The following is a 26,232-nucleotide window of genomic DNA, read 5'->3' as shown; positions in this document are numbered from 1 at the left end:
CCGGTGACCTGATCAGCGATCTCCACCGCCTGCCGGGCGGCGACCTTCTACACTCCATGACCACCGCCGGTGAGCCACGGCGCACGGGCCGCGAGCCCGGATGAGAAGATCGCAGCGGTACGGATCGGGCGCCGGAAGCGGCGCGGCACAGGTGCCCGCGGAAGCCAGTCGAAGTCGTCTGACGCCCGCGGGAGTCGAGGAACGGCGAGGGTGAGCGTGCGGGTCGGAGCGGTCGCGTGAGATTTCTGCACACCTCGGACTGGCACCTGGGACGCTCCTTCCACCGCGTCAGCCTGCTCGACGCCCAGCGCGCCTTCCTCGACCACCTCGTGGACACCGTCCGCGCCGAACGCGTGGACGCCGTCCTCGTCGCCGGGGACGTCTACGACCGCGCGGTCCCGCCGCTGTCCGCCGTCGAACTCTTCGACGACGTACTGCACCGGCTCGCCGACCTGGACGTGCCCACCGTCATGATCTCCGGCAACCACGACTCGGCCCGGCGGCTCGGCGTCGGCGCCCGCGTCATGGGCCGCTCCGGCATCCACCTGCGCACCGACCCGGCGAGCTGCCACCGGCCCGTCGTGCTCACCGACGAACACGGCGACGTCGCCGTCTACGGGCTGCCGTACCTCGAACCGGCCCTGGCCCGCGAGGAGTTCGCCGCCGACCGGGCCGACCACACGGCGGTGCTCGGCGCCGCCATGGACCGGATCCGCGCCGACCTCGCCGAGCGCCCCGCGGGCACGCGCAGCGTCGTGCTCGCGCACGCCTTCGTCACCGGCGCCGCGCCCTGCGCCAGCGAGCGCGACATCACCGCGGGCGGCGTCGAGGCCGTACCCGCCGAGGTCTTCGACGGCGTCGACTACGTGGCACTCGGCCACCTGCACGGCTGCCAGACCCTCACCGAGCGCGACGCGACGGGCGAGCCCCTGGCCGAAGGCCAGGGGAGGATCCGCTACTCCGGCTCGCCGCTCGCGTACTCCTTCTCCGAGGAGCACCACCGCAAGAGCATGTGGCTGGTCGGCCTCGGCCCCGAAGGCGCCATCGACGCCGAACGGGTCGACACGCCCGTGCCGCGCGCGCTCGCCCGGATCCGCGGACGTCTCGACGACCTGATCGCCGACCCGGCGCTCGACCGGCACGAGGACGCCTGGGTGGAGGCCACCCTCACCGACCCCTTCCGCCCGCACGAGCCGATGGCCGCGCTCGCGAAACGCTTCCCGCACGTCCTCAGCCTCGCCTTCGAGCCCGAGACCGGTGACGACGACCCGCTCGCCTCGTACGCCAGGCGGCTGCGCGGGCGCAGCGACCAGCAGATCGCCGAGGACTTCGTCGCCCACGTCCGCGGCTCCGCGCCCGCCGCGCACGAGAGCGCCACGCTGAGCGCGGCCTTCGACGCGGTACGGGCGGACACCGTACGGACGGAACGCGCCTGATGCGACTGCACCGCCTCGAACTCACCGCCTTCGGCCCCTTCGCGGCCACCCAGCGCGTCGACTTCGACGAACTCTCCGCCGCCGGGCTCTTCCTCCTGCACGGCCCCACCGGCTCCGGCAAGACCTCCGTCCTGGACGGCGTCTGTTACGCCCTCTACGGCCAGGTGCCCGGCGCCCGGCCGGTGACGCGGCTGCGCAGCGACCACGCGGCGGCGGGCACCGCCACCGAGGTCGTCCTCGAACTGACCGTGGGGACACGGCGGTTGGAGATCACCCGGCGGCCCGAGCAGCCGCGGGCGAAGAAGCGCGGCACCGGCACCACCATGGACAAGGCCGTCACGCTGCTGCGCGAGCACAAGGACGGCGGATGGCAGGCGCTGTCCAAGTCGCACCAGGAGATCGGCGAGGAGATCAAGCAGCTCGTCGGCATGAGCTGCGAGCAGTTCTGCCAGGTCGTGCTGCTGCCGCAGGGCGAATTCGCCACCTTCCTGCGCGCGAGCGCCACCGAAAGGACCGCACTGCTCGGACGGCTCTTCGACACGCGCCGCTTCAAGGCCGTCGAGCACTGGCTGCGCGACCGCAAGCAGGACGCGGCCGGGCGGCTCGCCGCCGGTGACAAGGGGCTGGTCCACCTCGCCGAGCGGATGCGCCAGGCCGCGGGCGGCCTGGCGGCCGGGGCCGTTGCTGACGGAGCGCCGGACGAAGGCCCTTCGCCCGAAGGGCTGTTGGAGTGGGCCGCGGTCCTGCGCTGCGACGCCCGCGAGACCGCCACGATCGCCGCGCAGGCCCTGCGGCACGCCGAGGCCGCCCACCGCGCCGCCGCCACCGGCTTCGACGCCGCCCGCGACCTCTCCACCCTCCAGTCCCGGCACGCCGAGGCCCGCCGCCGCGCCGCCGCCCTCGACGGTGAGCGCGCCCACCGCGCCGCCGCCCGCGACCGACTGGCCCGCGCCCACCGCGCCGCGACCGTCGAACCCGCCCTCGCCCTGCGCGACAAGGCCGCCCTCCAACACCGCGAAGCCGTCGCCCTCGAACACCGCGTCCTCACGGACCTGACGACCGCGGGCGAACAGCCCCCGACGCCCGCCGTACCGCACCACCGATCCCCGGTGGAGACGCCCGCCCGGCAGGCGGCCGGTCCACTGGCGGCCGACGCGCCGGGCCCCCGACCGGCTTCCGCCCCGGCCGAGCCCGGCCGGTCCTCGGACGGCCAAGACACCGGGCCCGGTGGCCAGTCGCCGCACGGCGGGCCCGGCGGGCAGCGGTCGGCCGGTGGGCCCGCCGATCGGGCGTCGATCGGGTACGGCGAAGAGCGGACCGTCGGCCCGACCGAGGTCAGGTCCGTGGACCGTCACGACGTCAGGCTCGGCGAGCAACGGAAGGCCGGCCGGGGCGAGGTGGCACCCGAATCCGCCTCTGTGTCGCTCAACAGCCCGGCGGAGCACGGGCCTTGGCGCGCCGAGGCGCTGGCGGGACGCGCGGGGGAGCTGCGGGAGGAGCTGGGCGGCCTCGCCCGGGCCGGAGAGGCCGAGCAGCGCGTGCGGGAGATCGCCGAGCGGCGCGCGGCGCTCGACCGGGAGGAGCGCGCGGACGAGGGAGCCGTACGCGAGGCCGACGGTTGGCTGGAGGAGTGGCCGACGCTGCGCACCGCCTTGCAGGCCAGGGCGGACGGCGCGGCCGAGGCCGCGACCAGGGCTGCGGGCCTGGCGGCTGAGCTGGAGACCGCGCGCCGCCGCAGGGACGCGGCGGACCAACGCGACCGGCTGGCGCAGGAGTTGACGCGGGCTCAGGACCGGGCGCGGGACGCGCGGGACACGGCGGCACGGGCCAGGGAGACGTGGCAGGACCTGCGGGAGGCCAGGATCGACGGCATCGCCGCCGAATTGGCCGAGCAGTTGGCGGACGGCGAGCCCTGCCGGGTGTGCGGCTCGCCGGAACACCCCGCCCCCGCGCGGCCCGCCGCGCAGCAGGTCACCCGCGCCGACGAGGACGCGGCGGGCGCGGCCTACGAACGCGCCACGGCCGGGCATGAGTCGGCGCGTGCCGAAGCCGACCGGATCGGGGCCGCGTGGGAGGCCGCAGCCGCCACGGCGGGGGACGAGCCCCTGGCCCGGCTGACCGCCGCCTGCGTCGTACTGGAGGCCGAACACTCCACCGCCGCAGGCGCGGCGGCCGACGTGTCCGAGGCGCGCCGGGCGCTGGAGCGCGCGGAACAGGAGCGCGACCGCCGCACGGCGCAGCGGCACGAAGCACAGAGCAGGACCGACGTACGCACCTCGCGGCGGGAGGAACTGGACGCGCAGCAGCGCCGGTTGAGCGCCGAGTTGGCCCAGGCGCGGGCCGGGTACGCGAGCGTCGCGGACCGGCGGGCCCGGCTGTCGGCGCGGATCGCGCTGCTCGACCGGGCGGCGCACGCCGTACGCGACCGGAGCGACAGCCGGCAGCGGCTCGCGGAGGCCGACACGGCGCTCGCGGAGGCCGCGACGCGCGCCGGTTTCGCGGCCCCCGCCGACGCCGAGGCCGCGCTGCTCGACCCGGAACGGCTGTGGCGCGCCGAGCGCGAGGCCGAGGCGTGGGCCAAGGAGGAGGCCGCCGTCGAAGCGGATCTCGCCGCGCCCGAACCCGCCGCGGCGGCCCAACTGCCGCCCGCGGACCCGGCAGCCGCGCAGGCCGCACTCGCCGCCGCGACCGACCGGCTGCGTGCCGCATCGGCCGCCGAGTCCGCCGCCGCGACCCGCCGCGCCGAACTCGACCGGCTGTCCGCGCAGGCCGCCACCCGTACCAGGGAACTCGCCCCGGCCCGCGCGGAGTTCGACGCCATCGCGCGGCTCTCCGACCTCGCCTCCGCCACCACCGCGGAGAACCGCTACCGGATGGAGCTGGAGACGTATGTGCTGGCGGCGCGGCTGGAACAGGTCGCCGCCGCGGCGGCCGTACGCCTCCAGCGCATGTCCTCGGGCCGCTACACCCTCGTGCACACCGACGCGCGCGGCGGCGGCCGGGCCAAGTCGGGGCTCGGCCTGATGGTGGTCGACGCCTGGACCGGCACCGAACGCGACACCGCGACGCTCTCCGGCGGCGAGACCTTCTTCGCGTCGCTCGCCCTCGCGCTCGGCCTCGCCGATGTCGTGACCGACGAGGCGGGCGGCGCCCGCCTCGACACCCTCTTCATCGACGAGGGCTTCGGCAGCCTCGACGACCAGACCCTCGACGAAGTGCTCGACGTCCTCGACGGCCTGCGGGAACGCGACCGCGCGGTGGGCATCGTCAGCCACGTCGCCGACCTGCGGCACCGCATCCCGGCCCAACTGCGGGTCGTCAAGGGCAGGGACGGATCGAGCGTGCGGATGCGGACCGGGGCACCTGCCGCCGCCGGAGGCGGGCCGGTCAGAGCGTGAGGGGGCGCCGCTCCAGCGGTGAGGAGTAGACGATGCTGGTCGTGACCGCGCCGAGCCCGGCGATCCGCCCGGTGGTCTCCTCCAGATGCCGCATGGACCGCGCCGCGACCTTCATCACGAAGCAGTCGTCCCCCGTCACGTGATGCGCCTCGAGCACTTCGGGGGTGGTCGCCAGCATGTCGTGGAACGGCCGGTAATTGCCGGTCGGATAGCGCAGCCGGACCATCGCGAGGATCGGCAGCCCGATCCGGTCGTGGTCGATCACCGCCGAATATCCGGTGATCACCCCGGCCTCCTCCAGGCGCCGGACCCGCTCCGTGACGGCGCTCGGCGACATCGAGACGGTACGGGCCAGCTCGGCGTAACTGGCCCGGCCGTCGCGTTGCAGGGCCTCCAGCAGCCGCCAGTCGGTCGGGTCGAGGGAATAAGCGGTCATGCACGAGGGATAGCAGGGGAAAGCCCGGCCGATCAAGGCATTTGCGGGGGAAGCGCACTTCCGGCAAGCCGGGCGCGACCGTAGATTCTGCGCCATGACACAGCGGACATCCCAGCTCAGCGCCACCCCTGCCACCGCCGTCGGCCCGGTCCTGCGGGTGCCACCGGCAGCCCCCGCCGACGCCGCCGCGTACTTCGCGGCCTCCCTGGCCTTCCACACCGACGTCTCCGATGTCGCCGCGTCACTGGAGGCGGCCCGCGCCACGGGCGGCGACCCCGGCTTCGTCGTGCTCGACTCCCGCTCCACCGAGTCCTGGGACCAGGGCCACATCCCCGGCGCCGTCCACCTGCCGACCGCGCGCGTCCCCGAACTCGCCGCCGAATTCCTCGACCGCGACGTCCCGGTCGTCGTCCACTGCTGGGGCCCCGCCTGCAACGGCGCCACCCGCGCCGCCCTCGCCCTGGCCGGCCTCGGCTACCGGGTCAAGGAAATGCTCGGCGGCATGGAGTACTGGATCCGCGAGGGCTACGCGTACGAGACGGCCGACGGCCCCGCCCGGCGCGCGGCCGACCCCCTGACCGCGCCGGTCGGCGCCGACGACTGCGGCTGCTGACCCTGACGTCCGCCTGTTCGGCCGTTCAGTCCGGCAGCGACGTCAGCTCGTACGCCCACAGCTCGCCGCGGTCCGCGACCCGCACGAAGCCGACGCGCTCCAGAACGGCCTGCGACGGGCGGTTCGCCGGTTCCGTGGTGGCGAGCACCACCAGCACACCCGGCTGCGCGAGCGCCCACTGGCACAGCACCCGCGCCGCGTCCGTGGCCCAGCCCGCGCCCCGCCCCGACTCCGACAGGTCGTACCCGATCTCCACCGCGCCGCCGTCCGGCGGCCCGTGGAACCCGGCGCCGCCCAGCGCCACCAGGTCGTCACTGCGCTGTATCGCGAAGACGCCCCAGCCCGGCCGGTAGACGCCCGCCGCGGCGGCGGCCACCGTCATCGAGGCCGCGCCCACCGTGCCGTCCCCCGGCACGCCGTCGACCCACACCAACCCGGCGGGCTTGCCGTCCGCCAACAGCGCCGCGTCCTCCGGAAGCTGCTCACGCAGGGTCAACCGGCCCTGCGTCAGCACCAGCCGTCCACCGTCATGGGAAGCGTGCAACGTCATCGAGCCGTACCGCCTTCTGCGAGCTGTCGTCCCGGCGTCGAACCGGAAGGCAGCAGCGTAACCGTCTCGCGCGGCGACCCCGTGCCGAGGGCCGCGCCCGGCTTTTCCGCGGGCGGGGGGAACCGCGCGACCGGCCCCCACGGGGCCGCGGGCACAGGGTCGCCCCAGTGGGGCAGACGCTGTTTCGCGACCACCGGACCGGTGGGGGCCGAGCGCGCGGTTCCTCCCCCGGCGCGTCTTCGGGGCACAGGTCTCCCCGGGGGGCGAGGCGGGGCTCGCGTCACCGGGAAATGCCCCGACCGGAGGTCAGAGCGCCGAGATCTCCGCCACCAGGTCGTCGAGTCCCAGCGACCCGAGCGACAGGGCCGCCATGTGCCACGCCTTGGCGTCGAAGGCGTCGCCGTGCGCCGCGCGAGCGGTCTCGCGGCCGGTGAGCCAGGCACGCTCGCCGAGCTTGTAGCCGATGGCCTGGCCGGGCATGCCGAGGTAGCGGATGAGCTCGCTGTCGACGAAGTCGGCGGGCCGGCCGCTGTGGAGGCCGAAGAACTCGCGGGCCAGCTCGGGCGTCCAGCGCTCGCCCGGGTGGAAGGGCGAGTCGGCGGGGATGTCCAGTTCGAGGTGCATGCCGATGTCGACGATGACGCGGTTGGCCCGCATCATCTGGGCGTCCAGGTACCCCAGGCGCCGCTCGGGGTCGGTGAGGAAGCCCAGCTCGTCCATGAGGCGCTCGGCGTACAGCGCCCAGCCCTCCGCGTTGGCGCTGACCATGCCGACGGTGGCCTGGTAGCGGGACAGGCTCTCGGCGACGTGCACCCACTGCGCGATCTGGAGGTGATGGCCCGGCACACCCTCGTGGTACCAGGTGGAGACCAGGTCGAAGATCGGGAAACGGGTCTTGCCCATCGTCGGCAGCCACGTACGGCCGGGACGGCTGAAGTCCTCCGAAGGACCGGTGTAGTACGGGGCCGCCGCGCCGCCGGGGGGCGCGATCCGGGACTCGACGCGCTTGACCCGGTCGGCCAGCTCGAAGTGCGTACCGTCCAGCGCCTGGATCGCCTCGTCCATCAGGCCCTGGAGCCAGTCGCGTACCTCGTCCACGCCCTCGATGGCGGTGCCGTGCTGGTCCAGGTGGGCCAGCACCTCCCAGGGGGACTTGTCGGGCAGGATCTTCGCGGCCTCGGCGACCATCTCGGCGTGGATGCGGTGGTATTCGGACCAGCCGTACGCGTACGCCTCGTCCAGGTCGAGGTCCGTACCGTTCCACAGCCGGCACCAGCGGGCGTAGCGCTCGCGGCCCACGGTGTCGGACGTGCCCTCGGCGGCGGGGGCGTACGTGTCGCGCAGCCAGTCGCGCAGGGCCGCGTAGGCGGCGGTGGTCTCGGCGGCGGCGGCGTCCAGCTCGGCGCGCAGCTCCTGCGGCCCCTCGGCGACGAGCGCGGTGAACCAGCTCTCCCCGCCGTCGTCGCCGATCCACTCACCGATCTGGCCGATGACCGTCGACACCTGGCGCGGGCCCGCGTACAGCTTGCGGGACAGGCCCTCGGCGAGCGCGGCGCGGTAACTGTCGAGCGCGGCCGGGACGGCGCGCAGCCGGGCGGCGAGGTCGGCGTAGTCCGCCGCGGAGTCGGTCGGCATGAGGGTGAACGCGTCCCGGACGCTGTGCGCGGGGGAGCTGAGGTTGCTCACCGCGCGCAGGTGCTCGTCGGCCGCGTGCACGGCGAGTTCCGCGCTCAGCCGCTCGCGCAGCAGCCGCGCGCACCGCCGCTCGGCGTCGCTCTCGCCACCGGGCCGCGCCTCCGCCTCGGTCAACCGGTCCAGCGTGGCACGGGCCAGCGCGGCCAGCGCGTCGGCGCCGGCCGGTGAGAAGTCCGGCAGGCGGCGGGCGCTGCCGGGGGCGCCGAGGTAGGTGCCGAGGACCGGGTCGAGAGCGAGGAGATCGTCGACGTAGGTGTCGGCGACCTGGCGGGGCAGAGGGCTGCTGGTGATATTGGACATGGCGCCATCCTGGTACGAGACCGGCCCTCGCGTCACCACCATTGTGTGCGTGGTGCCTTACGCCTGGGGCGTACGCCGCAGCTGGGGGCGTGTTCCCCGGCCCTCGCGCCCCGCGGAACAGCCCCGCCGGGCCCGTACGGATCGGACCGTCCGGGTCACGGCGTGGGCGGCAGCAGCGGGCCGCACGCCCACTGCTGGAAGATCAGCCGCGTCTCGACCCGCGCGACCTCCCGCCGTGAGGTGAACTCGTCGATCACCAGCCGCTGGAGATCGGTGGCACCGGTCACCGCGACATGCACCAGATAGTCGTCGGGCCCGGTGAGGTGGAACAGGGCGCGGGACTCCGGCAGCGCGCGGACGCGGTCCACGAACGGTGTGATCAGCTCCCTGCGGTGCGGCCGTACCTGCACCAGAAGAAGCGCCTCCAGACCGCGGCCCAGCTTCGCCGGGTCCAGCCGCAGCTCGTGCCCGAGGATCACGCCGCCGCGCCGCAGCCGGGCCACCCGGTCGAGGCAGGTCGACGGCGCCACACCGACGGCCGCCGCGAGGTCGCGGTACGTGGTCCGGGCATCGTTCTGCAGCAGCCGGAGAATCTCCAGATCCACCGGATCCAGCGCGACGGAATCAGACATCGGGCGAACGTAGCACGGGCGTTCTCCCACGACGCCCGGTGAGCGTTCAGCCTGGAGCACATGGAGACGACAGCAGCAACGACACCGTCCCGGCCCCGCCTGACCCTGGCCACCGAGGCCGTGCACGCCGGGCGCGAAGACCTCGCGGCCCTCGGCGTGCACGCCGTGCCGCTCGACCTGTCCACCACCTACCCGTCGTACGACAGCCGCGCCGAGGCCCGGCGGATCGACGCCTTCGCCGCCACCGGTGAACAGCTCGAAGGCCCGCCCGTCTACGCCCGGCTGGACAATCCCACCACCGCCCGCTTCGAGACCGCGCTGGCCCGGCTGGAGGGCACCGAGGCCGCGGTGGCCTTCGCCAGCGGGATGGCCGCGCTGACCGCCTGCCTGCTGGCGCGCGCCGCCGACGGGCTGCGCCATGTCGTCGCCGTCCGGCCGCTGTACGGATGCAGCGACCACCTGCTGACGGCCGGACTTCTCGGTACCGAGGTGACCTGGACCGACCCGGCGGGCATCGCGGACGCGATGCGGCCCGACACCGGTCTCGTCATCGTCGAGACGCCCGCCAACCCGACGCTCGCGGAGGTCGACCTGCGGGCCGTCGCCCACTCCTGCGGCACCGTGCCGCTGCTGGTCGACAACACCTTCGCCACGCCCGTACTCCAGCGGCCCGCCGAATCCGGCGCCCGGATCGTGCTGCACAGCGCGACCAAGTACCTGGGCGGCCACGGCGACGTGCTCGGCGGCGCCGTGGCCTGCGACGAGGATTTCGCGCGGCGCCTGCGCAAGGTGCGGTTCGCCACCGGAGGCGTCCTGCACCCGCTCGCCGGCTACCTCCTGCTGCGCGGGCTCTCCACCCTTCCGGTACGCATGCGGGCGGCCTCCGCGACCGCCGCGGAACTGGCCCGGCGCCTCACCGCCGATCCCCGCGTGGGCGCCGTCCACTACCCGCGGATCGGCGGCGCCATGATCGCCTTCGAAGTCATCGGCGACCCCCACGCCGTCATCGGCGCCGTCCGGCTCATCACCCCGGCCGTCAGCCTCGGCAGCGTCGACACCCTCATCCAGCACCCCGCCTCCATCAGCCACCGCATCGTCCCCGAGGCCGATCGCTCCCGCTCCGGCGTCAGCGAACGGCTCCTCCGCCTTTCGGTCGGCCTCGAAGACGTCGACGACCTCTGGTTCGACCTGACGCTCGCGCTCGCGTCCTCCACTACCTCGGCCGCACCCGGCGTACGTCGCATCGACGTCTGACCGCGGTCTCCGCTGACGCAGGAGGGTAGGCCGATCGTTTGAGGGGCGCGGGGAACTGCGCGCTCAGCTCGCGCGGTGGCACGTCTGAGAACCGGCCCCAGTGGGGCAGTTGCTGTGTGTTTTCGGGCTGACAGCCCGGTGGGGGCGGGCCGCGCAGTTCCCCGCGCCCCTGGAAATCAGGCCCTGCGCGACGGCAGCGCACCTCTCCCGCGCCCCTGAAGAGCAGGCCCTGCGCGACGGCAGCGCGCCCTTCCCGCGCCCCTGGGGGGCGTGACCCGAAGCGTCAGGTGCGGTCCTGGGTGGTGCGGGGGAGGGGGGAAGGGGCGTCGGCAGACGCCAGGGTGGCGGTGATGACGAGGGTGCCGTCCTCGACCTGGTAGTCGAGCGGCAGCGCAAGCTCGCGCATGGCGGCGACCATGCCGGTGTTGGTCGACTGCGTGACAGCGTAAACGCTGTCACGCCCGGCCTCGGCGGTCATGGCGACCAGCTTGCGCAGCATGGCCGCACCGATGCCGCGCCGCTGCCAGCCGTCCTCGACGAGGAGGGCGACCTCGTTCTCGTCGCCGTCCCAGAGAAGATGGCCGAGGGCGACCAGACGGCCGGAGGCGGTCTCGACGGCGAGGGACTGGCCGAAGCGGGGGCTGAGCAGGTGGGCGAGGTAGCGGTCGGCGTCGCCCACGGGGCCGTGGTAGCGCAGGGCGAGAGTGCCGGGGGAGCAGCGCTCGTGCATCGCCAGGGCGGCTTCGCGGTCCTCGGGCCCGGCGCGGCGGATCGTGATCTCGTTGCCCTCGGGGAGCGTCAGGACGTCCCTGGCGTCGGGCGTCCTGGCCCCGAGGCGCGCGCCGAGCCGCGCGTCGAGTTCCAGCAGGGCCCGCGCCCTGGCGAACTCGGTGGGCGTGAAGGGGAGATGGTCGCGCTGGACGGTGATCGTGCCGCCCGACGGGTCGCGCAGCCGCATCACGGTGCCGTCGAGCGCGTCCTCGGCGTGAGCGGGGGCGTCGGCGGGCGCGGGCGTCGAGCGGATGGTGCAACGGCCGAACAACTGCCGCAGCGCGAGCGGCAGTTCCGCCGCGTCGAGCGCCGTACGGGTGGCCAGGGTGAGCATGCGGGTCGGGGTGTCCACCAGGTCGTGGGCGTCCGCCCGCTCCGTCCATGTGTCGGTGCCGCCCGCGGCGGTGACGGTCCGGGCGAGCGCCGTGGCGGGCAGCGCCGCAGGGGCCCGCAGCAGGAACTCGTCCACCGTGCCGTCGGCCAGCGGGTGCGTCTGAAGGGTGACGATGTCGACGCGGCTGCCCGCGAGCGCCGTGCACACCGCGCCCAGGCTGCCGGGGGCGTCGCGCACGGTCGTCCGCAGCCGCCACAGCGTCGTCTCGCCGTCGGTACGGCCGCCCGCGCGCTCGGCGCCTGCCTCGTCGGCGGATGCGTCGGCGCGTCCGTCCTCGCCCGTCCGCGGCGCGGCGGCCGGTGGCGCGTGGCCGCGCCCGCGTGCCCACCAGGTGTGGAAGCCCGCCACCGCGAGCAGCGCCGCCGCCGACATGACCAGCAGCACCCGGCCGTCGGGTCCGTGCCCCACCGTCTCGGCGATCAGGTCGGCGGTGGCCATCGCCGTGAACAGCGCGGCCACTTCGACGAATTCGCGGCGCCAGTGAGGCTGACGGGATCCGGGATGGGCAGGAGTCGACTGAGACATACGTCTACCATGCCTAAGATGTGTTGCGTGATCACGAACGTTCCGTGACCGGCCGGTAAAGGACGGATCTTTTCGGTTAACTTACGTTTTCAACGTTTTTGCCGAATGCGCCCCTCTCGCGCCGGAGTGCGGCATCCATGGCCCCATGGTCAACGAGCCCCCGCGCCGCCTACGATGGCCCGACTTCACCCCGCCGCGGACCACCCGAGCCGCCCTACCCGCGCCGAAGCAGCTACCCCCACCGGCGCAGCGACGATGACTGCAGAACAGACACCGCACACCTTCCAGGTCGATCTGCGTGGCCTGGTGGATCTCCTCTCCCACCACCTCTACTCCAGCCCGAAGGTCTACCTGCGGGAACTTCTGCAGAACGGCGTCGACGCGATCACCGCCCGCCGCGCGCAGGACCAGGACGCGCCCGCCCGCGTCCTGCTGCACACCGAACCCGGCGCGCTGCGCGTCGAGGACACCGGGATCGGCCTCACCGAGGCCGACGTGCACAATCTGCTGGCCACCATCGGACGCAGCTCCAAGCGCGACGCGCTGGAGAACGGCATCGCCTCCGCCCGCACCGAATTCCTCGGCCAGTTCGGCATCGGCCTGCTGGCCTGCTTCGTCGTCGCCGACACCATCCGCGTGGTCAGCCGCTCCGCCCGCACCCCGGACGCGCCGCCGGTCGAATGGTCCGCGCGCGACGACGGCTCGTACACCGTACGCACGCTGCCGGACGACGCCAGGACCGAACCCGGCACCACCGTGCACCTCACCGCGCGGCCCGGCGCCGCCGACTGGTTCACACCCGAGCGGGTCACCGCCGTCACCCGCGACTTCGGCTCGCTGCTGCCGTACGACATCCGGGTGGACGACACGCCCGTCACCGACCGGCCGCCGGTCTGGGAGCGCCGCCACGCCAGCGCCGGGGCCCGCCGGGTGGAGTTGGCCAGGCACTGCCAGGAGCAGTTCGGCTTCCTGCCGCTGGACGCCATCGACCTCGACGTGCCGGTCGCCGGAGTGCGCGGCATCGCGTACGTCCTGCCCTCCGCCGTCAGCCCGGCCCAGCGCGCGGGCCACCGCGTGCACCTCAAGGGCATGCTGCTCACCGACCGCGCCGACGAACTCCTCCCGGACTGGGCCTTCTTCGTCCGCTGCGTCATCGACACCGACAGCCTGCGGCCGACCGCGTCCCGCGAACACCTCTACGCCGACGAGACGCTCGCCGCCGTCCGCGACGCGCTGGGCGAGCGGATCAAGGAGTGGCTGACGACGCTGGCCGCGGGCGAGCCGGAACGCCTCGGACACTTCCTGTCCGTGCACCACCTCGGCGTGAAGACGCTCGCCCGGCACGACCCCGACCTGCTGCGGGTGATGCTGCCCTGGCTGCCGTTCGAGACCACCGACGGGCAGCAGTCGCTCGACGAATTCGCCCGCCGCCACCCGACCGTGCACTTCACCCGCACCGTCGAGGAATTCCGCCAGGTCGCCGCCATCGCCGCCGCCCAGGGCATGGGCGTGGTCAACGGCGGTTACACGTACGACGCCGACCTGGTCGGGATGCTCCCGCGGGTACGGCCGGGCACCCCGGTCGCGGAACTGGACGCCGACACCGTCACCGCCCACCTCGACACGGTCGACCCGGCCGAGGAACTGGCCCTGTCCGGCTTCCTCGCCGTCGCCCGCGCCGCACTCGACCCGCTGGGGTGCGACGTCGTCCTGCGCACGTTCCACCCGCTGACCGTCCCCGCGCTGCACCTCGACGACCGGTCGGCCCGGCACGAGCGCGCCCGCGAGGAGGAAGAGGAACAGGCCGACGACCTGTGGGCGGGCATCCTCGGATCGCTGCGCGGCACCGCGCCCAGGGCCCGGCTGGTCCTGAACCACCTCAACCCGCTGGTGCGCAGGATCGGCGCGCTCGGCGCCCGCGACCTGGTGGCCAGCTCCGTCGAAGCGCTCTACGGGCAGGCGCTGTTGATGGCGCAGCGGCCGTTGCGGCCCGCCGACACCGCGCTGCTCAACCGGGCCTTCCTCGACCTGCTCCAGTGGGCCACCGACCACCCGGCCGGGCAGGAGGAGGGCCGATGAGGACGACGTGTCCGACCGGGCCCCGGCGCGGCGTCCCAGGGAGCCCACGATGACCGGCGAGCCCACGACCGCGGCGGATCTGCACCGGGCCATCCAGGAGAACGCGGCGGAGCCGGAGGGCGCGGCCCGCAACGCCCGCGCCGAGCGCATCGCCGAGGAGGCCGACCGCACCGGTGACCGGCCGCTGATCATCGAGGCGCTGTTCAATCTGCTCACCGCGTACAACTACAGCTCCGAGTCCGACAAGAGATTCGTGCCCTTCGCGAAGGCGCTGCGGATGTGGGACGAACAGCCGGGCGACTTCGACGAGTTCAGCGCCAAGAGCCTGCACTGGTACTTCAAGTGGGTCTCCAGCGGCATGCTCGACCAGCCGCACATCCCGCTGGCCGCCATCGAGAAATGGCAGGCCGAGATGGAACACCGCTACCGGCTCGCCGGATACTCCGAACGCGCCGTACGGCAGGGCCAGTTCAGGATCGCCCGGCACATCGGCGACCTGCCGCGCGCCGAGGCCGCCTTCGCCGCGTGGCTGGCCGCCGACCGCGACGTGATGAGCGACTGCCACGCCTGCGAACTGCACGCCCAGGGCGGCTGGCGGGTGCGCCTCGGCGACGACCGGCGGGCGCTGGAGAGCTGGCAGCCGGTGCTGGCGGGCGAGTTGACGTGTGCGCACGAGCCGCACGGGGTGCTGGCCTCCTCGCTGCTGCCGCTGCTCAGGACCGGCAGCGCCGACCTGGCCCGCGCCAACCACCTGCGCGGCTACCGGATGGTCCGGTCGATGGAGAGCATGCGGTCCGCCGTCGCCCAGCACATCGAATTCTGCGCGCTCACCGGCAACGAGGCGCGCGGCCTGGAGATCCTGGCCGCACACCCCGCGCACTTCACCGCCGCGGGCGACCCCGACAGCCTCATGGACCACCACGCCGTCACCGCGCTGCTCACCGCACGGCTCACCGCGCTCGGCCACGCCGACCGACCGGTGCCGGGACCGGCGGGACGTGACTGGACCGCCGCCGACCTGCACACCCATGCCCGCACCCGCGCCCTGGAGTTGGCGCACAGCTTCGACGCCCGCAACGGCACACGGGCCGTCTCCGAGGCCGTACGGGAGCGGATGGCGCGCCAACCCCTGCTGGAGCGGCTGCCGTTGGGAATTCGGGCGGCGCGGCTCGGCGAGGCGGCTGGCACGGAGGAGGGACCGGCCCTTCCCCCGCCGCGGGCCGACTCCGTACCGGCAGAACCCGCCGCCGACGACCTGCCGGACATGGTCGCCGAGGCGCGGCGGCTCAGCGGCGGCGGCGACCCGCGGGCCCACCAGGCGTGGGCGGACGTGGCCGCCGCCGTGGAACGGACCGGCGCCGAAGTGGACGCCGCGGCGCGCGCGGAGATCACCGACAACGCCGCGATGGCCGCGATCGGCGAACCCGTACGGTCCCGCGAGCTGTTCCTGCGCGCCGCGCGGCAGTTCGAGGACGCGCGGGAGCCGGGGGAGGCCGCGGCGAGCCGGGCCCGCGCCGCCTACGCGCTCGCGCTCACCGGCGAGGCGGACGAGGCGCTGCGGGCGGTCGAGGAGCAGTGCGCGGTGCTGCGCGACCTGCACGGCGGGGAGCGGGCCACCGCCCGCCAGGTCAGCGGCGCGGGTCTGCTGCGCTGCCGCGTCCTGCTGGCCGCCGCGGCGGGAGGCGACGACGAGGCCCGGCGGGCCGCGCTCGCGGAGGCCGCCCAACAGGCCGCCGACGTGGCCGAGTTCAGCGACGAGCACCAGGCCGAGCCGGGGATGACCGGACGACTCGCGGACGCCACCGTCATGCTCGGACGGCTCGCCGCGGGCCGCGGCGACGGCGAGCGGGCCGTCCGACTCCTCACCCGAGGAGCCGAGTTGCACCACGCGGCGGAACAGCCCTGGTACGCGGCCGAGCCCGAGGCGGCCCTCGCCGACCTGACACTGCGCGGCGGTGACCCCGAGACCGCGGCCGACTGCGCGCGCGCCGCGCTCGACCACGGCGCCGACGTACTCGAACCGCCGCACCGCGCCCATCTGCACCTGCTCATCGCCCAGGCGCGCGCCGCGCTCGGCGACGACGAACAGGCCGCGGCCGAGGCGCTGGAGGCCGCGACCTGGGCCGACGAAGCCGGCCACGGCGACGACATGGGCGCCACCGGCCGGCTGCTGTTCGGCGGCGCGCTGCGGCGGCTCGGCCGGGCCGAGGAGGGCGCCTGCGTCCTGGAGTCCGTGCTTCCCGACCTGGAACGCGGCGGCAACGAGGCCCAGATCGTCCAGGCCCGCTGGTGGCTCGCCGAGTGCCAACTCGACCTCGGCGAGGCCCGCGAGGCCGCCGGGCAGTTCCTGCGCGCCGCCCGGATCGCCGAGGGCTGGGACGACCCCTGCGACCACGCCATGCTCGCCAATCTCGCCGCCGACGCGCTCAACCGCGCCGGTCTGCACGACGAGGCCGTACGCGCCTACGCCCGCGCCGAGGACCTCTGGCGCGCCGTGGGCGACCCGCACGCCCTGATCCGCACCCTGCGCGCCCGCGCCTGGATCGAAGTCGGTGAAGGCCGCGGCGGCATCACCGTGGCCCGCTCCCTCATGACCGCCGCCGCCGACACCGTGCGTCAGGCACTCGAAGCCGCCGACCCCGACGACGGGACGGCCACCGCCCACCTGCGCGTGGACCTCGCCGACACCTACCGCCAGACCGCCGAGATCGTCCTACGCGCGGCGGACGGCACCGTCGGCTCCGACGACGGTCCGGGCGACACGGACGCCGTCCACGAGGAGGCCCTGGCACTGGCCGACCTCGCCATCGCCACCCTCACCCCGCTGGGCGCCACCGCCCGCGACGACCGCACCGCCGCCACCCTCATGGCCGCCTGGCTGGAAGCCGACCTCGCCCGCCCCGCCGCCGCCGCCACCCGCGCCCGTACCGTCACCGCCGAATACGCCGACGCCCAGGACCCCACGGCCGACGCCCGCCGCGCCGAGGCCGCCTCGATCCTCGACTACACCAGCGCCGACCGGGCGGACGACGAGAGCTGAGGCCGGGCTCAGGACCGCTCGTCTCAGCGCGGTGCGGCCGACTCCGCCCTGGCCAGCAGCTCGACCGCGCGAGTGATCGACTCCGGGGACAGGTGCGCGTACCCGATGACCAACCGGACGCCGGGCACCCGCGTCGGCGCGTGCTCGTAGTCGGACAGGGGGCGGAGGGTGATTCCGGCGGCGGTCGCGGCGGACAGCAGACGGGACGGGGGTCCGCAGCGCGGTGGGAGGGTGACGATGGCGTGCAGACCGGCGGCGATGCCGCTGGTCGTGGCGCCGGGGAAGTACGCGGCGAGCGCGGTGGTGAGCGTGTCGCGGCGGCGGCGGTAGAGGCGCTGGCAGCGGCGGAGGTGGCGGTCGTACTGCCCGGAGGTGAGGAAGTCGGCCAGGACGGCCTGCTCGGTGACCGGGTTGCCGAGGTCCATCGTGCGCTTGCGCGCGGCGGCGTCGGCGATGATGTCCGGCGGCGCGACGAGCCAGCCGAGCCGCAGCCCAGGGGCGAGGGTCTTGCTCACCGAGCCGGTGTAGGCGACATGGCCGGGCGCCAGGCCCTGGAGGGCGCCGACCGGCGCGCGGTCGTAGCGGAAGTCGCCGTCGTAGTCGTCCTCGATGACGAGACCGTCGACCGTACGGGCCCAGTCGGTGAGTTGGGCGCGCCGCCGCGCCGAGTACGCGACCCCGGTCGGGAACTGGTGGCAGGGCGTGACGATGGCGGACCGTACTCCGGCGGCGGCCAGCGCCGTCACCGACAGGCCCTCCTCGTCGACGGGCACCGGCACCGCCGTCAGCCCCGTCGCGCCGAGCAGCCCGCTCTGCTCGGGGCTGCCCGGGTCCTCGACGGCCGTCGCGCGCTCGCCGCGCCCGCGCAGGACGAAGCCGAGCAGGGTGTGCGCCTGGGCCACGCCGGAGCAGACCATCACCTGGTCGGGGTCCGCGGCCACCCCGCGCCGCCTGGCCAGCAACTCAGCGAGCGCCTCGCGCAGTTCGGGCAGGCCGCGCGGATCCGGGTAGCCGAAGGCGCGGTGCGGGAGCCGGGCGATCACCCGCCGGTGGGCGGCCGACCACGCGGCCCTCGGGAACAGGGAGAGGTCCGGCAGACCCGGCCTGAGGTCCGCGGGACCGCCCCGGTCGTCCACGGCGGGCATGGCCGTCGCGGCCGGTACGGGTACGGCGCCCGCGCCCGTCACCCACGTGCCGGAGCCCTGCCGCCCGCTGAGATACCCCTCGGCCGTGAGCTGCGCGTACGCGTCGGTGACCAGGCCCCTCGACACGCCGAGGTCGGCGGCCAGTTCGCGGCTGGCGGGCAGTTGCGTGCCGGGCGCGAGCCGCCCCGAGCGCACGGCGTCCCGCAGCGCCGCCTGGAGCGCCCGCCCCCGACCCCGCGGCGACGCCCCCGCGGAGGGCAGCAACAGCTCCCACGCGGCGGTCCACCCCTCGGGCTGGGCGCCGTGCGGCCCGCCGTCCGGCGGGCCCGCCGGGACCGCCGTCCGGGGTACGTCCGACCCGGCCGCCGCGGTCGGCGTGCCGCCCGCCCCCTCCGGGTCCGCACCGGCACCATCCGAATTGGTCCTCTTAACTCCCATGGGAATGGACCTTAAACCGGACCGCTTGTCTCCATACCGTCGTCGTATGAACTCATCCCCACGCGCCGGCTTCCTCTTCGCCACTGTCGCCTGTGTCCTGGTCGGCGCGTCCTTCACCGCGGGCGGCGCGCTCGTGGACTATCCGCACGCGGGCGGCCAGGCGCTGCGTTACGGCTCGGCCTGTCTGCTGCTCCTGTGGCCCGCGCGCAAAGGCGCCGTGCGGAGACTGCGGGCGCTGACCGTACGCCAGTGGGCGCTGGCGGCGGGCGTGGCGGCGATCGGCATGGTCGGCTTCAACCTCGCGATCCTCGCGGCCGAGCGCACCGCGGAACCGGCGGTGCCGGGCGTGCTGGTCGGGTGCGCCCCGGTCGTGGTCGCGGTGCTCGTACCGCTCGGGGCGGGGCGGCGGCCGACGCGGACGGTCGCCGCGGGGGCCGTGCTCGTGGCGTCCGGCGCCTTCGTGGTGCAGGGCTGGGGCGGCACGGACGGCGTGGGGCTGTTCTGGTCGGTGATGGCGTTGGTGGGGGAGTGCGGATTCGCTCTGCTGGCGGCGCCGTTGGTGAAGCCGCTGGGGCCGCCGCTGCTGTCGGCGTGCGTGTGCGCGCTGGCCGCCGTGGAGGCGGGGACGCTGGGGCTGGTGACCGAGGGCCGGGCGGCGGTGCGCGTACCCACCGGATCCGAGGCGCTGGCGCTCGGCTGGCAGTCGCTGGTGGCCACCGTGATCGGATTCCTGTGCTGGTACGCGGGCGTGCAGCGGATCGGCACCGAGCGCGCCACCCTCTTCTCCGGGCTGATCCCGGTGTCCGCCGCGGTGACCGCGCCCTTGGTGGCGGTCGGCACCTTCGGGGCGGGTCAACTCGCGGGCAGCGTCCTGGTCGCGGTCGGTGTCGCCGTCGGCTCGGGAGCGCTGCGGTCCCGCCGACGGCCGCTCGCGAAGGAACCTTCCGCGAACCGCCCTCTCGCGAACCGGCCTCTCGCGAAGCCCCTTCCCGCGAACCCGCTTCCCGAGCACCGGCTTCCCGAGCACGTACCCGACCGCGATCGGCGGACCGTTCCGGCGGCGGACGCCCCATAGCCGGATGGCAAAATTCCGCGCGGCCGGGAACTCCCGCTGGGGTGGGCGAGTTGTGACAGTACGGGCCGGTGCGCGACACCGGTCCGGCCAGCAGCCCCGACCGGGCGCCCCCGTCCCGGTCGGGGCGTCGTCCGCCCGGTGCCGCCGCGCGCGGCGCCTCCCGCACGGTCCCTCGGCGGCGCCGAGGGACCGTGCGGCGCGTCACCAGACCTCCGTGAGTGCTTACTTGGCGCCGAGCACCTGCTGGAGCGGATCGATCGCGAAGTACGCCAGGAAGCACACCGACACACCCCACACCAGCGGATGCACCTCGCGCGCCTTGCCCAGCACGATCTTGATCACGACGAAGGACAGGAAGCCCGCGCCGATCCCGTTGGTGATGCTGTAGGTGAAGGGCATCACGGCGATGGTGAGGAAGGCCGGGATGCCGATGTCGTACTGCGTCCAGTCGATGGTGCGGACCTGCGCCATGAGCAGGAAGCCGACCGCGACCAGGGCGGGGGCGGCGGCCTGGGACGGGACGACGCCGGCGAGCGGGGTCAGGAAGAGCGCCACCACGAAGAGCGCGCCGGTGACGACGCTGGCCAGACCCGTACGGGCGCCCTCGCCGACACCCGCGGCGGATTCCACGTAGGCGGTGTTGGAGGAGGCGGAGGCCGCGCCGCCCGCGACGGCGGCGGCGCCGTCGATGAACAGCACGCGGCCGATGTTCGGCACCCGGCCCTGCTCGTCCAGCAGACCGGCCTCGTTGGAGATGCCGACGATCGTGCCCATCGCGTCGAAGAAGTCCGACAGCACGAGGGTGAAGACGAAGAGCGCGGCCGTGACGATGCCCGCCTCGCGGAAGCCGCCGAAGAGGCTGAAGTGACCGATCAGCCCGAAGTCGGGCGTGGACGTCACATGGTGCGGCACCTTGGGCACGGTCAGGCCCCACGCCGAGTCGGGCAGGTCGGCGATCTTGTTGACGACGATCGCCACGATCGTCATGACCACGATGCTGATCAGGATCGCGCCCTTGATCCGCCGCGCGACCAGCGCGACCGTCAGCAGCACACCGAGGCAGAAGACCAGCACCGGCCAGCCGGTGAGCGTCCCGGTCGCGCCGAGCTGCACCGGGACCGTCGTCTTCGCCGCGTCGGGGATACGGCTGGCGAATCCGGCGTCCACGAAGCCGATGAAGGCGATGAACAGGCCGATGCCCACGCTGATCGCCTGTTTGATCGGCTGCGGGATCGCGTTCATGATCGCCTCGCGCAGGCCGGTCGCGACGAGCACGCAGATCAGCAGGCCCTCCAGGACGACCAGGCCCATCGCGTCGGGCCAGCTCATCTTGGGCGCGAGCTGGAAGGCCACCACGGCGTTCAGGCCGAGACCGGCCGCGATCGCCAGCGGGAGGTTGCCGCCGACGCCCATGATCGCGGTCATCACGGCCGCCACCAGCGCGGTGGCGGTGGTGAGTTGGGCGACCGAGAGGTGGTGCCCGAACTTGTCCGTGGCGCTGCCCAGGATGATCGGGTTGAGCACGAGGATGTACGCCATCGTGAAGAAGGTGGCGAGACCGCCGCGTATCTCCCGGCCGGGCGTGGATCCGCGCTCCGATATCCGGAAGTAGCGGTCCAGCGGACTGGCCGCGGGTGGTGGTCCGGACGACGGCTTCTCCGCGTCCACGACGGGTCCTGACATGGTGCTCCTCTGGATTCAACAAACGGTGGAACGAGGGCGGGGCACACGGATTGTGCTCCCCGGTCGGCCGCGGCGGGTTTCCGTGGCGTTACCCCGTATCACCGTCGGGTTTCAGTCATGCCCAGGTCAACACCCGCGTCGTTTCCCACGGACATCACGAACGGCGTCTCAGCACACCGTCAACAACTCATGAACGTCTCGCGCGCCCGCCCCATAGCAGGCCGTCGCGTTCGAGGATTGGTCTTGACCAAGTTCACGAGGCGGCTCTATCTTCGAGACGTAGTAGTGCAAGGACCTTTAATAAATAGTGGTTCGGAAACAAGGCTGAACAAGCCGAGGGTGTGGCCGACAAGCCAGAGCCCGTCGCGGACCCGGTGATTGCGAGGACAGGGTGGGGACCACGCAGCTCGAATCGGTGCAGGAGCCGAAGTACTGGCACCTGAAGACCGTGCTGAACGACGCCCTCGACTCGGAGTTCGAGGTCGGTGAGATCCTGCCGAACGAGCGGGACCTGGCCGCCCGCTTCGGTGTCGCGCGCGCGACGCTCCGGCAGGCGCTCGAACAGTTGGAACTCGAAGGGCGCCTCCAGCGGCGCAGGGGGGTCGGCACCACCGTGGCACCGCCGCGGATGGGCGTGTCCGTGGGACCGGTCGCCGAGGCGTGGCCCGGCTCCGGCCGTGACTCCTGGAACACGGTGGGCTGCGTCGAGGCCGCCGCGCCCGGCCCGATCGCCGCGCTCCTCGGCACCGGCGGCGACGAGGCGGTGCACACCATCCGCCGCGAGCGCGTGATGCGCGGCCAGCACGTCGCGACCGAGCTGCTGTACGTGCCCCCGGCCTCGGTGCCCGAGCTGTCGACGATGCTCACGCCCGCCAACCACGGCCCCGCCGTCCTGCGCGAGTTGCACACGCTGGAGCTGGAGGGCGAAGACCGCTCCGTCGAGCTGGGCTCGGCCAGCGCCCAGGACGCCAAGCAGCTCGACCGGCTGCCCGGCGCGCCCGTCCTGGTCGTCACCACCCGCTACTTCTCCGAGGGCCGGGTCGCCGCCGCGTCGGTGGCCACGTACCGCGCCGACACCTGCCGGCTGACCTTCGGCGACTCGGGTGCTCTTGAGGTCACCCACCACCAGGACGACAGCCGCCAGGCTTCCTGAACCGGGCGGCTGCCCCGGCGGCGAGCGCCCACCGGTCGAGACGACCGGAGGCGCCGAGCCCGGCGGCCGTACGCCGACCCGACGTCACCATGGCGCGGTACTGATACGTCAGTGCCGCGCCAGTGACGTCTGCTCCACCGCGAAGAGCTGCTCCTCGACATGGTCCAGGGCCAGCCGCAGGGCGCCGGTCGCGATGGCCTCCTGCCCGAGCGCGGACAGCGTCACCTTCGGGGGCCGCAGACAGTAGCGCGCCAGCTCGGAACGGAGCGGCTCCAGGACCCCGTCGAGGCCCGCCGCCCAGCCGCCGACGACCACCAGCTCCGGGTCGATCGCCAGCACCAGCGCGGCGACGTCGTGCACCAGGCGGCGAAGGAAGCGCTCGACGGCGTCCTTGGCCTGTACGTCGCCCTTCTTCGCCAGCGCGAAGACCCGCGCGACCGCAGGTTCGTCGAGCGGGTGCAGCGGGGTGCCGGTGGTCGACAGCAGGTGCTCGGGCGTGACCTCGCGGCCCAGCAGGTGCAGGGCGCCGATCTCGCCCGCCGCGCCGCCGAAGCCGCGGTGCAGCCGCCCGCCGATCAGCGAACCCGCGCCGGGGCTCAGCCCGGCCAGGACGAAGACCACGTCGTCGGTGTCGACCGCGACACCCTTCCAGTGCTCGGCGACCGCCGCGACATTCGCGTCGTTCTCCACCAGCACCGGACAGCGGAAGGAGCGCTGCAACCGCTCGCCCAGCGGCAGCCCCGTCCAGCCGGGCAGCGCCGTGCTCAGCCGGACCTCGCCGTGCGCCTCCACGATGCCGGGGCTGCCCACGCCGACCGCCCACAGGGTGCTGCGGGCCACCCCGGCCTTGCGCAGCAGCTCGGCGACCGTGCCGCGGACCCGCTCCAGCCGGTCGTCGGCGGACGCGGCCTCGTCGACCTCGCGGCCGTGCGAGCCCAGCACCTGGCCGCTGAGGTCCGACAGCACCACCCGTACCTGGTGCGCGCCGATCTCGATGCCCAGCAGATGCCCGGCCTCGGCGTGGAAACGGAACCTGCGGGCGGGACGGCCCTGTTTGCGCGCGTCGGCGCCCTCGGGGGCCACCTCGACCACCAGGTCCGACTCGGCCAGGCCCTCGATGACGCCCTCGACGGTGGGCCGCGACAGTCCCGTGCTGTGCACCAGCTCGGTCAGCGTCGGGGCCTGCGCCCCGCGCAGCGCATGGAGGACGACCGCGGAATTGATCCGCCGGAGCAGGGATGGGTCCCCGCCGGTGAGCCGCCCCAACGTATGTCCTCCCAGCCTGTACCTGTGTGTGGCGGATCGTACCGGGCGCGGGCCGTCGCGGCGAGTGGTCGCCCGTACCCGCCAAGACGCGTGGCGTCCCGTAAGCGCTGACGGGACGCCAAACGTCCTACGGGGACGGTGCGCGGGACGGGTGGAGTGCCGGTGCCGCGCGCGGCCGTCCCGCCGGCCCAGGCGGAACGGCAGGGCGGGGGGCTACGGCTTCGGCTCGTGACCCGCGGCGACGCGCAGCCGGGCGAACTCCTCCGCGAGAGCGGCCGGCGACCAGTGCGCGTTGAGGCCGCTGGGGCTCGGCAGCGCCCAGATCCGGGTCGTGCCGATCGTCCGCTCCTGCGGGCCGACCTGGGCGTGCTTGTCCGCGAAGGCCACCCGGTAGGCGGTGACGCCCAGTACGGCGAGCCAGCCGGGCCGGTACTCCTCGACCTTCACGGTCAGCTGCTTCCCGCCCTCGACCAGCTCCCGCGCCGTCAGCTCGTCGGCCCGCGCGGTCGCCCGCCCGGCCACGTTGGTGATCCCGAGGCCGAGCGCGAGCATGTCCTCCTGCTCGGCCGGGGCGAACCGGCGCGGGGTGAAACCGGAGGCGTGCAGCGCGGGCCAGAAGCGGTTGCCCGGCCGGGCGAAGTGCTGCCCGAGATGCGCGGACATCAGCCCCGGATTGATCCCGCAGAACAGCACCCGCAGACCGCCCCCGATGACATCGTCCAGGGTGCGGTCGCGGGCCGCCGTGAGCTGTTCCGGAGTCATACGGGCTGCCGCCTGCTCGTCCTGCTCGTCCCGGTGGTCAGAGGATCGCGCCGGGGCGGTACGCGGCGGCCCGCGGGTGCGCCTTGGTGACGTCCTCGATCCGCCGGACGACCTCGGCGACCTGTCCGGCCGCCGCGCCCGTGAACGACAGCCGGTCGGCCATCAGCGCGTCGAGACCCGCCCGGTCCAGCGGGATCCGCGCGTCGGCGGCGAGCCGGTCGAGCAGTTCGTTGCGCTCGGTGCCCTGCTCGCGCATGGCCAGCGCGGACGCCACCGCGTTCTCCTTGATCGCCTCGTGCGCGACCTCGCGGCCGACGCCCGCGCGCACCGCGCCCATCAGCACCTTCGTGGTGGCCAGGAACGGCAGGTAGCGGTCCAGTTCGCGGGCGACGACGGCCGGGAAGGCACCGAATTCGTCCAGCACCGTCAGGAACGTCTCCAGCAGCCCGTCGAAGGCGAAGAAGGCGTCGGGCAGCGCGACCCGGCGCACCACCGAGCACGACACATCGCCCTCGTTCCACTGGTCGCCCGCCAGCTCGCCGGTCATCGACGCGTAACCGCGCAGGATCACCATCAGGCCGTTGACGCGTTCGCAGGAACGGGTGTTCATCTTGTGCGGCATCGCCGACGAGCCGACCTGGCCCGGCTTGAAGCCCTCGGTGACCAGCTCGTGCCCGGCCATCAGCCGGATCGTCTTGGCCAGCGACGAGGGACCGGCGGCGAGCTGCACCAGCGCCGTCACCGCGTCGTAGTCCAGCGACCGCGGGTACACCTGGCCGACCGAGGTGAAGGCCCGCGAGAAGCCGAGGTGGTCGGCGATCCGCTGCTCCAGATCCGCCAGCTTCGCGCTGTCGCCGCCCAGCAGGTCCAGCATGTCCTGCGCGGTGCCGACCGGACCCTTGATGCCGCGCAGCGCATAGCGGCCGATCAGGTCCTCGACCCGCTCGAAGGCCACCAGCAGTTCGTCCGCGGTCGTCGCGAAGCGCTTGCCCAACGTCGTCGCCTGCGCCGCCACATTGTGCGAGCGGCCCGCCATCACCAGCTCCGCGTACTCACCCGCGAGCTGCCCCAGCCGCGCGAGCACCGCGACCGTACGGTCCCTGACGTGCTCCAGCGACAGCCGGATCTGAAGCTGCTCCACATTCTCCGTCAGGTCCCGTGACGTCATGCCCTTGTGGACCTGCTCATGCCCGGCCAGCGCGTTGAACTCCTCGATGCGCGCCTTCACATCGTGCCGGGTGACCTTCTCGCGCTCCGCGATCGAGCCGAGGTCGACCCGCTCGACCACCCGCTCGTAATCCGCGATGGCCTGCTCCGGCACCTCGATCCCCAGGTCCTTCTGCGCCCGCAGCACGGCCAGCCACAGCCTGCGCTCCAGCACCACCTTCTGCTCGGGAGACCACAAGGTGGCCAGCTCCGCCGAGGCGTAGCGGCCGGCGAGGACATTGGGGATGCGCGGCTTAGCAGTCACGTGCGGAGAGTTTACCGGGTATCCGGGCGGCCGGATTCCGCCGGTCACACGCGCCGGAGCCCTGGTCAGCGGTCCGGGAACGGGGCCGTGACCGCCGCGCGCGGCAGGTGCCCCCG

The 26,232-nt window shown here is 74.0% G+C and carries 18 protein-coding genes; 8 read left to right on the top strand and 10 right to left on the bottom strand.

The features are described from left to right. The first annotated feature begins 236 nt into the window (after window positions 1-236). Both ACFZAM_RS12440 and ACFZAM_RS12435 read left to right on the top strand, forming a co-directional pair. Window positions 237-1,436 carry an exonuclease SbcCD subunit D gene (locus ACFZAM_RS12440; RefSeq protein ID WP_355341280.1) on the top strand — a complete coding sequence of 400 codons (1,200 nt, stop codon included), beginning with the start codon at window positions 237-239 and terminating at the stop codon, window positions 1,434-1,436. Further along, on the top strand, window positions 1,436-4,834 hold the full coding sequence (locus tag ACFZAM_RS12435; protein WP_391045197.1) for an AAA family ATPase: 3,399 nt from the start codon (window positions 1,436-1,438) through the stop codon (window positions 4,832-4,834). Before ACFZAM_RS12440 ends, ACFZAM_RS12435 begins: the two co-directional genes overlap by 1 nt. Here the strand turns inward: ACFZAM_RS12435 and ACFZAM_RS12430 are convergent. Then, window positions 4,824-5,270, bottom strand: coding sequence for an Lrp/AsnC family transcriptional regulator (locus ACFZAM_RS12430; protein ID WP_355341274.1), 447 nt, complete (start codon window positions 5,268-5,270; stop codon window positions 4,824-4,826). The genes ACFZAM_RS12435 and ACFZAM_RS12430 overlap by 11 nt on opposite strands. A gap of 94 nt (window positions 5,271-5,364) precedes the next feature. Here ACFZAM_RS12430 and ACFZAM_RS12425 point away from each other — a divergent pair, with 94 nt between their 5' ends. Next, window positions 5,365-5,883, top strand: coding sequence for a rhodanese-like domain-containing protein (locus ACFZAM_RS12425; RefSeq protein ID WP_391045195.1), 519 nt, complete (start codon window positions 5,365-5,367; stop codon window positions 5,881-5,883). A 25-nt stretch (window positions 5,884-5,908) separates the two neighbouring features. Here ACFZAM_RS12425 and ACFZAM_RS12420 read toward each other — a convergent pair whose 3' ends face one another. From ACFZAM_RS12420 to ACFZAM_RS12410, 3 genes are all read right to left on the bottom strand, one after another. Beyond that, complete coding sequence (locus tag ACFZAM_RS12420) at window positions 5,909-6,433, bottom strand: GNAT family protein (protein WP_355341268.1); 525 nt, start codon at window positions 6,431-6,433, stop codon at window positions 5,909-5,911. A gap of 306 nt (window positions 6,434-6,739) precedes the next feature. Continuing rightward, window positions 6,740-8,428 carry a DUF885 family protein gene (locus ACFZAM_RS12415; protein ID WP_391045192.1) on the bottom strand — a complete coding sequence of 563 codons (1,689 nt, stop codon included), beginning with the start codon at window positions 8,426-8,428 and terminating at the stop codon, window positions 6,740-6,742. Window positions 8,429-8,583: 155 nt separating this feature from the next. After that, window positions 8,584-9,060 carry an Lrp/AsnC family transcriptional regulator gene (locus ACFZAM_RS12410; RefSeq protein WP_355341262.1) on the bottom strand — a complete coding sequence of 159 codons (477 nt, stop codon included), beginning with the start codon at window positions 9,058-9,060 and terminating at the stop codon, window positions 8,584-8,586. 60 nt (window positions 9,061-9,120) lie between these two features. On the opposite strand from ACFZAM_RS12410, the gene ACFZAM_RS12405 reads away from it, so the two are divergent. Next, window positions 9,121-10,314, top strand: a complete 1,194-nt coding sequence (locus ACFZAM_RS12405) for a PLP-dependent transferase (RefSeq protein WP_391045190.1) — start codon at window positions 9,121-9,123, stop codon at window positions 10,312-10,314. A gap of 283 nt (window positions 10,315-10,597) precedes the next feature. Here the strand turns inward: ACFZAM_RS12405 and ACFZAM_RS12400 are convergent, their stop codons facing one another. After that, a complete protein-coding gene (locus ACFZAM_RS12400; RefSeq protein WP_391045187.1) occupies window positions 10,598-12,004 on the bottom strand; it encodes a GNAT family N-acetyltransferase in 1,407 nt (468 codons plus the stop codon). A gap of 255 nt (window positions 12,005-12,259) precedes the next feature. On the opposite strand from ACFZAM_RS12400, the gene ACFZAM_RS12395 reads away from it, so the two are divergent. Then, window positions 12,260-14,083, top strand: coding sequence for an HSP90 family protein (locus ACFZAM_RS12395; protein WP_391045183.1), 1,824 nt, complete (start codon window positions 12,260-12,262; stop codon window positions 14,081-14,083). Between the two features lie 49 nt (window positions 14,084-14,132). Beyond that, the gene (locus tag ACFZAM_RS12390) at window positions 14,133-17,123 is read left to right on the top strand and encodes a tetratricopeptide repeat protein (protein WP_391045180.1); all 2,991 of its coding nucleotides are present in this window, start codon (window positions 14,133-14,135) and stop codon (window positions 17,121-17,123) included. Window positions 17,124-17,146: 23 nt separating this feature from the next. On the opposite strand, the gene ACFZAM_RS12385 is transcribed toward ACFZAM_RS12390, so the two are convergent. Continuing rightward, window positions 17,147-18,706, bottom strand: coding sequence for an aminotransferase class I/II-fold pyridoxal phosphate-dependent enzyme (locus ACFZAM_RS12385; protein ID WP_391045177.1), 1,560 nt, complete (start codon window positions 18,704-18,706; stop codon window positions 17,147-17,149). 46 nt (window positions 18,707-18,752) lie between these two features. On the opposite strand from ACFZAM_RS12385, the gene ACFZAM_RS12380 reads away from it, so the two are divergent. Continuing rightward, window positions 18,753-19,781 carry an EamA family transporter gene (locus tag ACFZAM_RS12380; protein WP_391045174.1) on the top strand — a complete coding sequence of 343 codons (1,029 nt, stop codon included), beginning with the start codon at window positions 18,753-18,755 and terminating at the stop codon, window positions 19,779-19,781. Window positions 19,782-20,003: 222 nt separating this feature from the next. On the opposite strand, the gene ACFZAM_RS12375 is transcribed toward ACFZAM_RS12380, so the two are convergent. After that, window positions 20,004-21,464: a solute carrier family 23 protein gene (locus ACFZAM_RS12375; protein ID WP_391045172.1), complete on the bottom strand. Its 1,461-nt coding sequence runs from the start codon at window positions 21,462-21,464 to the stop codon at window positions 20,004-20,006. Between the two features lie 391 nt (window positions 21,465-21,855). Here ACFZAM_RS12375 and ACFZAM_RS12370 point away from each other — a divergent pair, with 391 nt between their 5' ends. Continuing rightward, the gene (locus tag ACFZAM_RS12370) at window positions 21,856-22,617 is read left to right on the top strand and encodes a GntR family transcriptional regulator (protein WP_355341238.1); all 762 of its coding nucleotides are present in this window, start codon (window positions 21,856-21,858) and stop codon (window positions 22,615-22,617) included. Window positions 22,618-22,725: 108 nt separating this feature from the next. Here the strand turns inward: ACFZAM_RS12370 and ACFZAM_RS12365 are convergent, their stop codons facing one another. The 3 genes from ACFZAM_RS12365 to purB form a co-directional block, all read right to left on the bottom strand. After that, the gene (locus tag ACFZAM_RS12365) at window positions 22,726-23,883 is read right to left on the bottom strand and encodes an ROK family protein (protein ID WP_355341235.1); all 1,158 of its coding nucleotides are present in this window, start codon (window positions 23,881-23,883) and stop codon (window positions 22,726-22,728) included. Window positions 23,884-24,096: 213 nt separating this feature from the next. Then, a complete protein-coding gene (mug, locus tag ACFZAM_RS12360; protein ID WP_391045167.1) occupies window positions 24,097-24,645 on the bottom strand; it encodes a G/U mismatch-specific DNA glycosylase in 549 nt (182 codons plus the stop codon). A 37-nt stretch (window positions 24,646-24,682) separates the two neighbouring features. Beyond that, window positions 24,683-26,116 (bottom strand): adenylosuccinate lyase, encoded by a 1,434-nt coding sequence (gene purB / locus ACFZAM_RS12355; RefSeq protein WP_391045164.1) that lies wholly within the window; start codon window positions 26,114-26,116, stop codon window positions 24,683-24,685. Window positions 26,117-26,232 lie beyond the last annotated feature (116 nt).

It is taken from the genome of Streptomyces sp. NPDC008079, from assembly GCF_042957385.1.
Taxonomy (GTDB): domain Bacteria; phylum Actinomycetota; class Actinomycetes; order Streptomycetales; family Streptomycetaceae; genus Actinacidiphila.
This window is presented reverse-complemented; position numbering and strand designations above follow the sequence as displayed.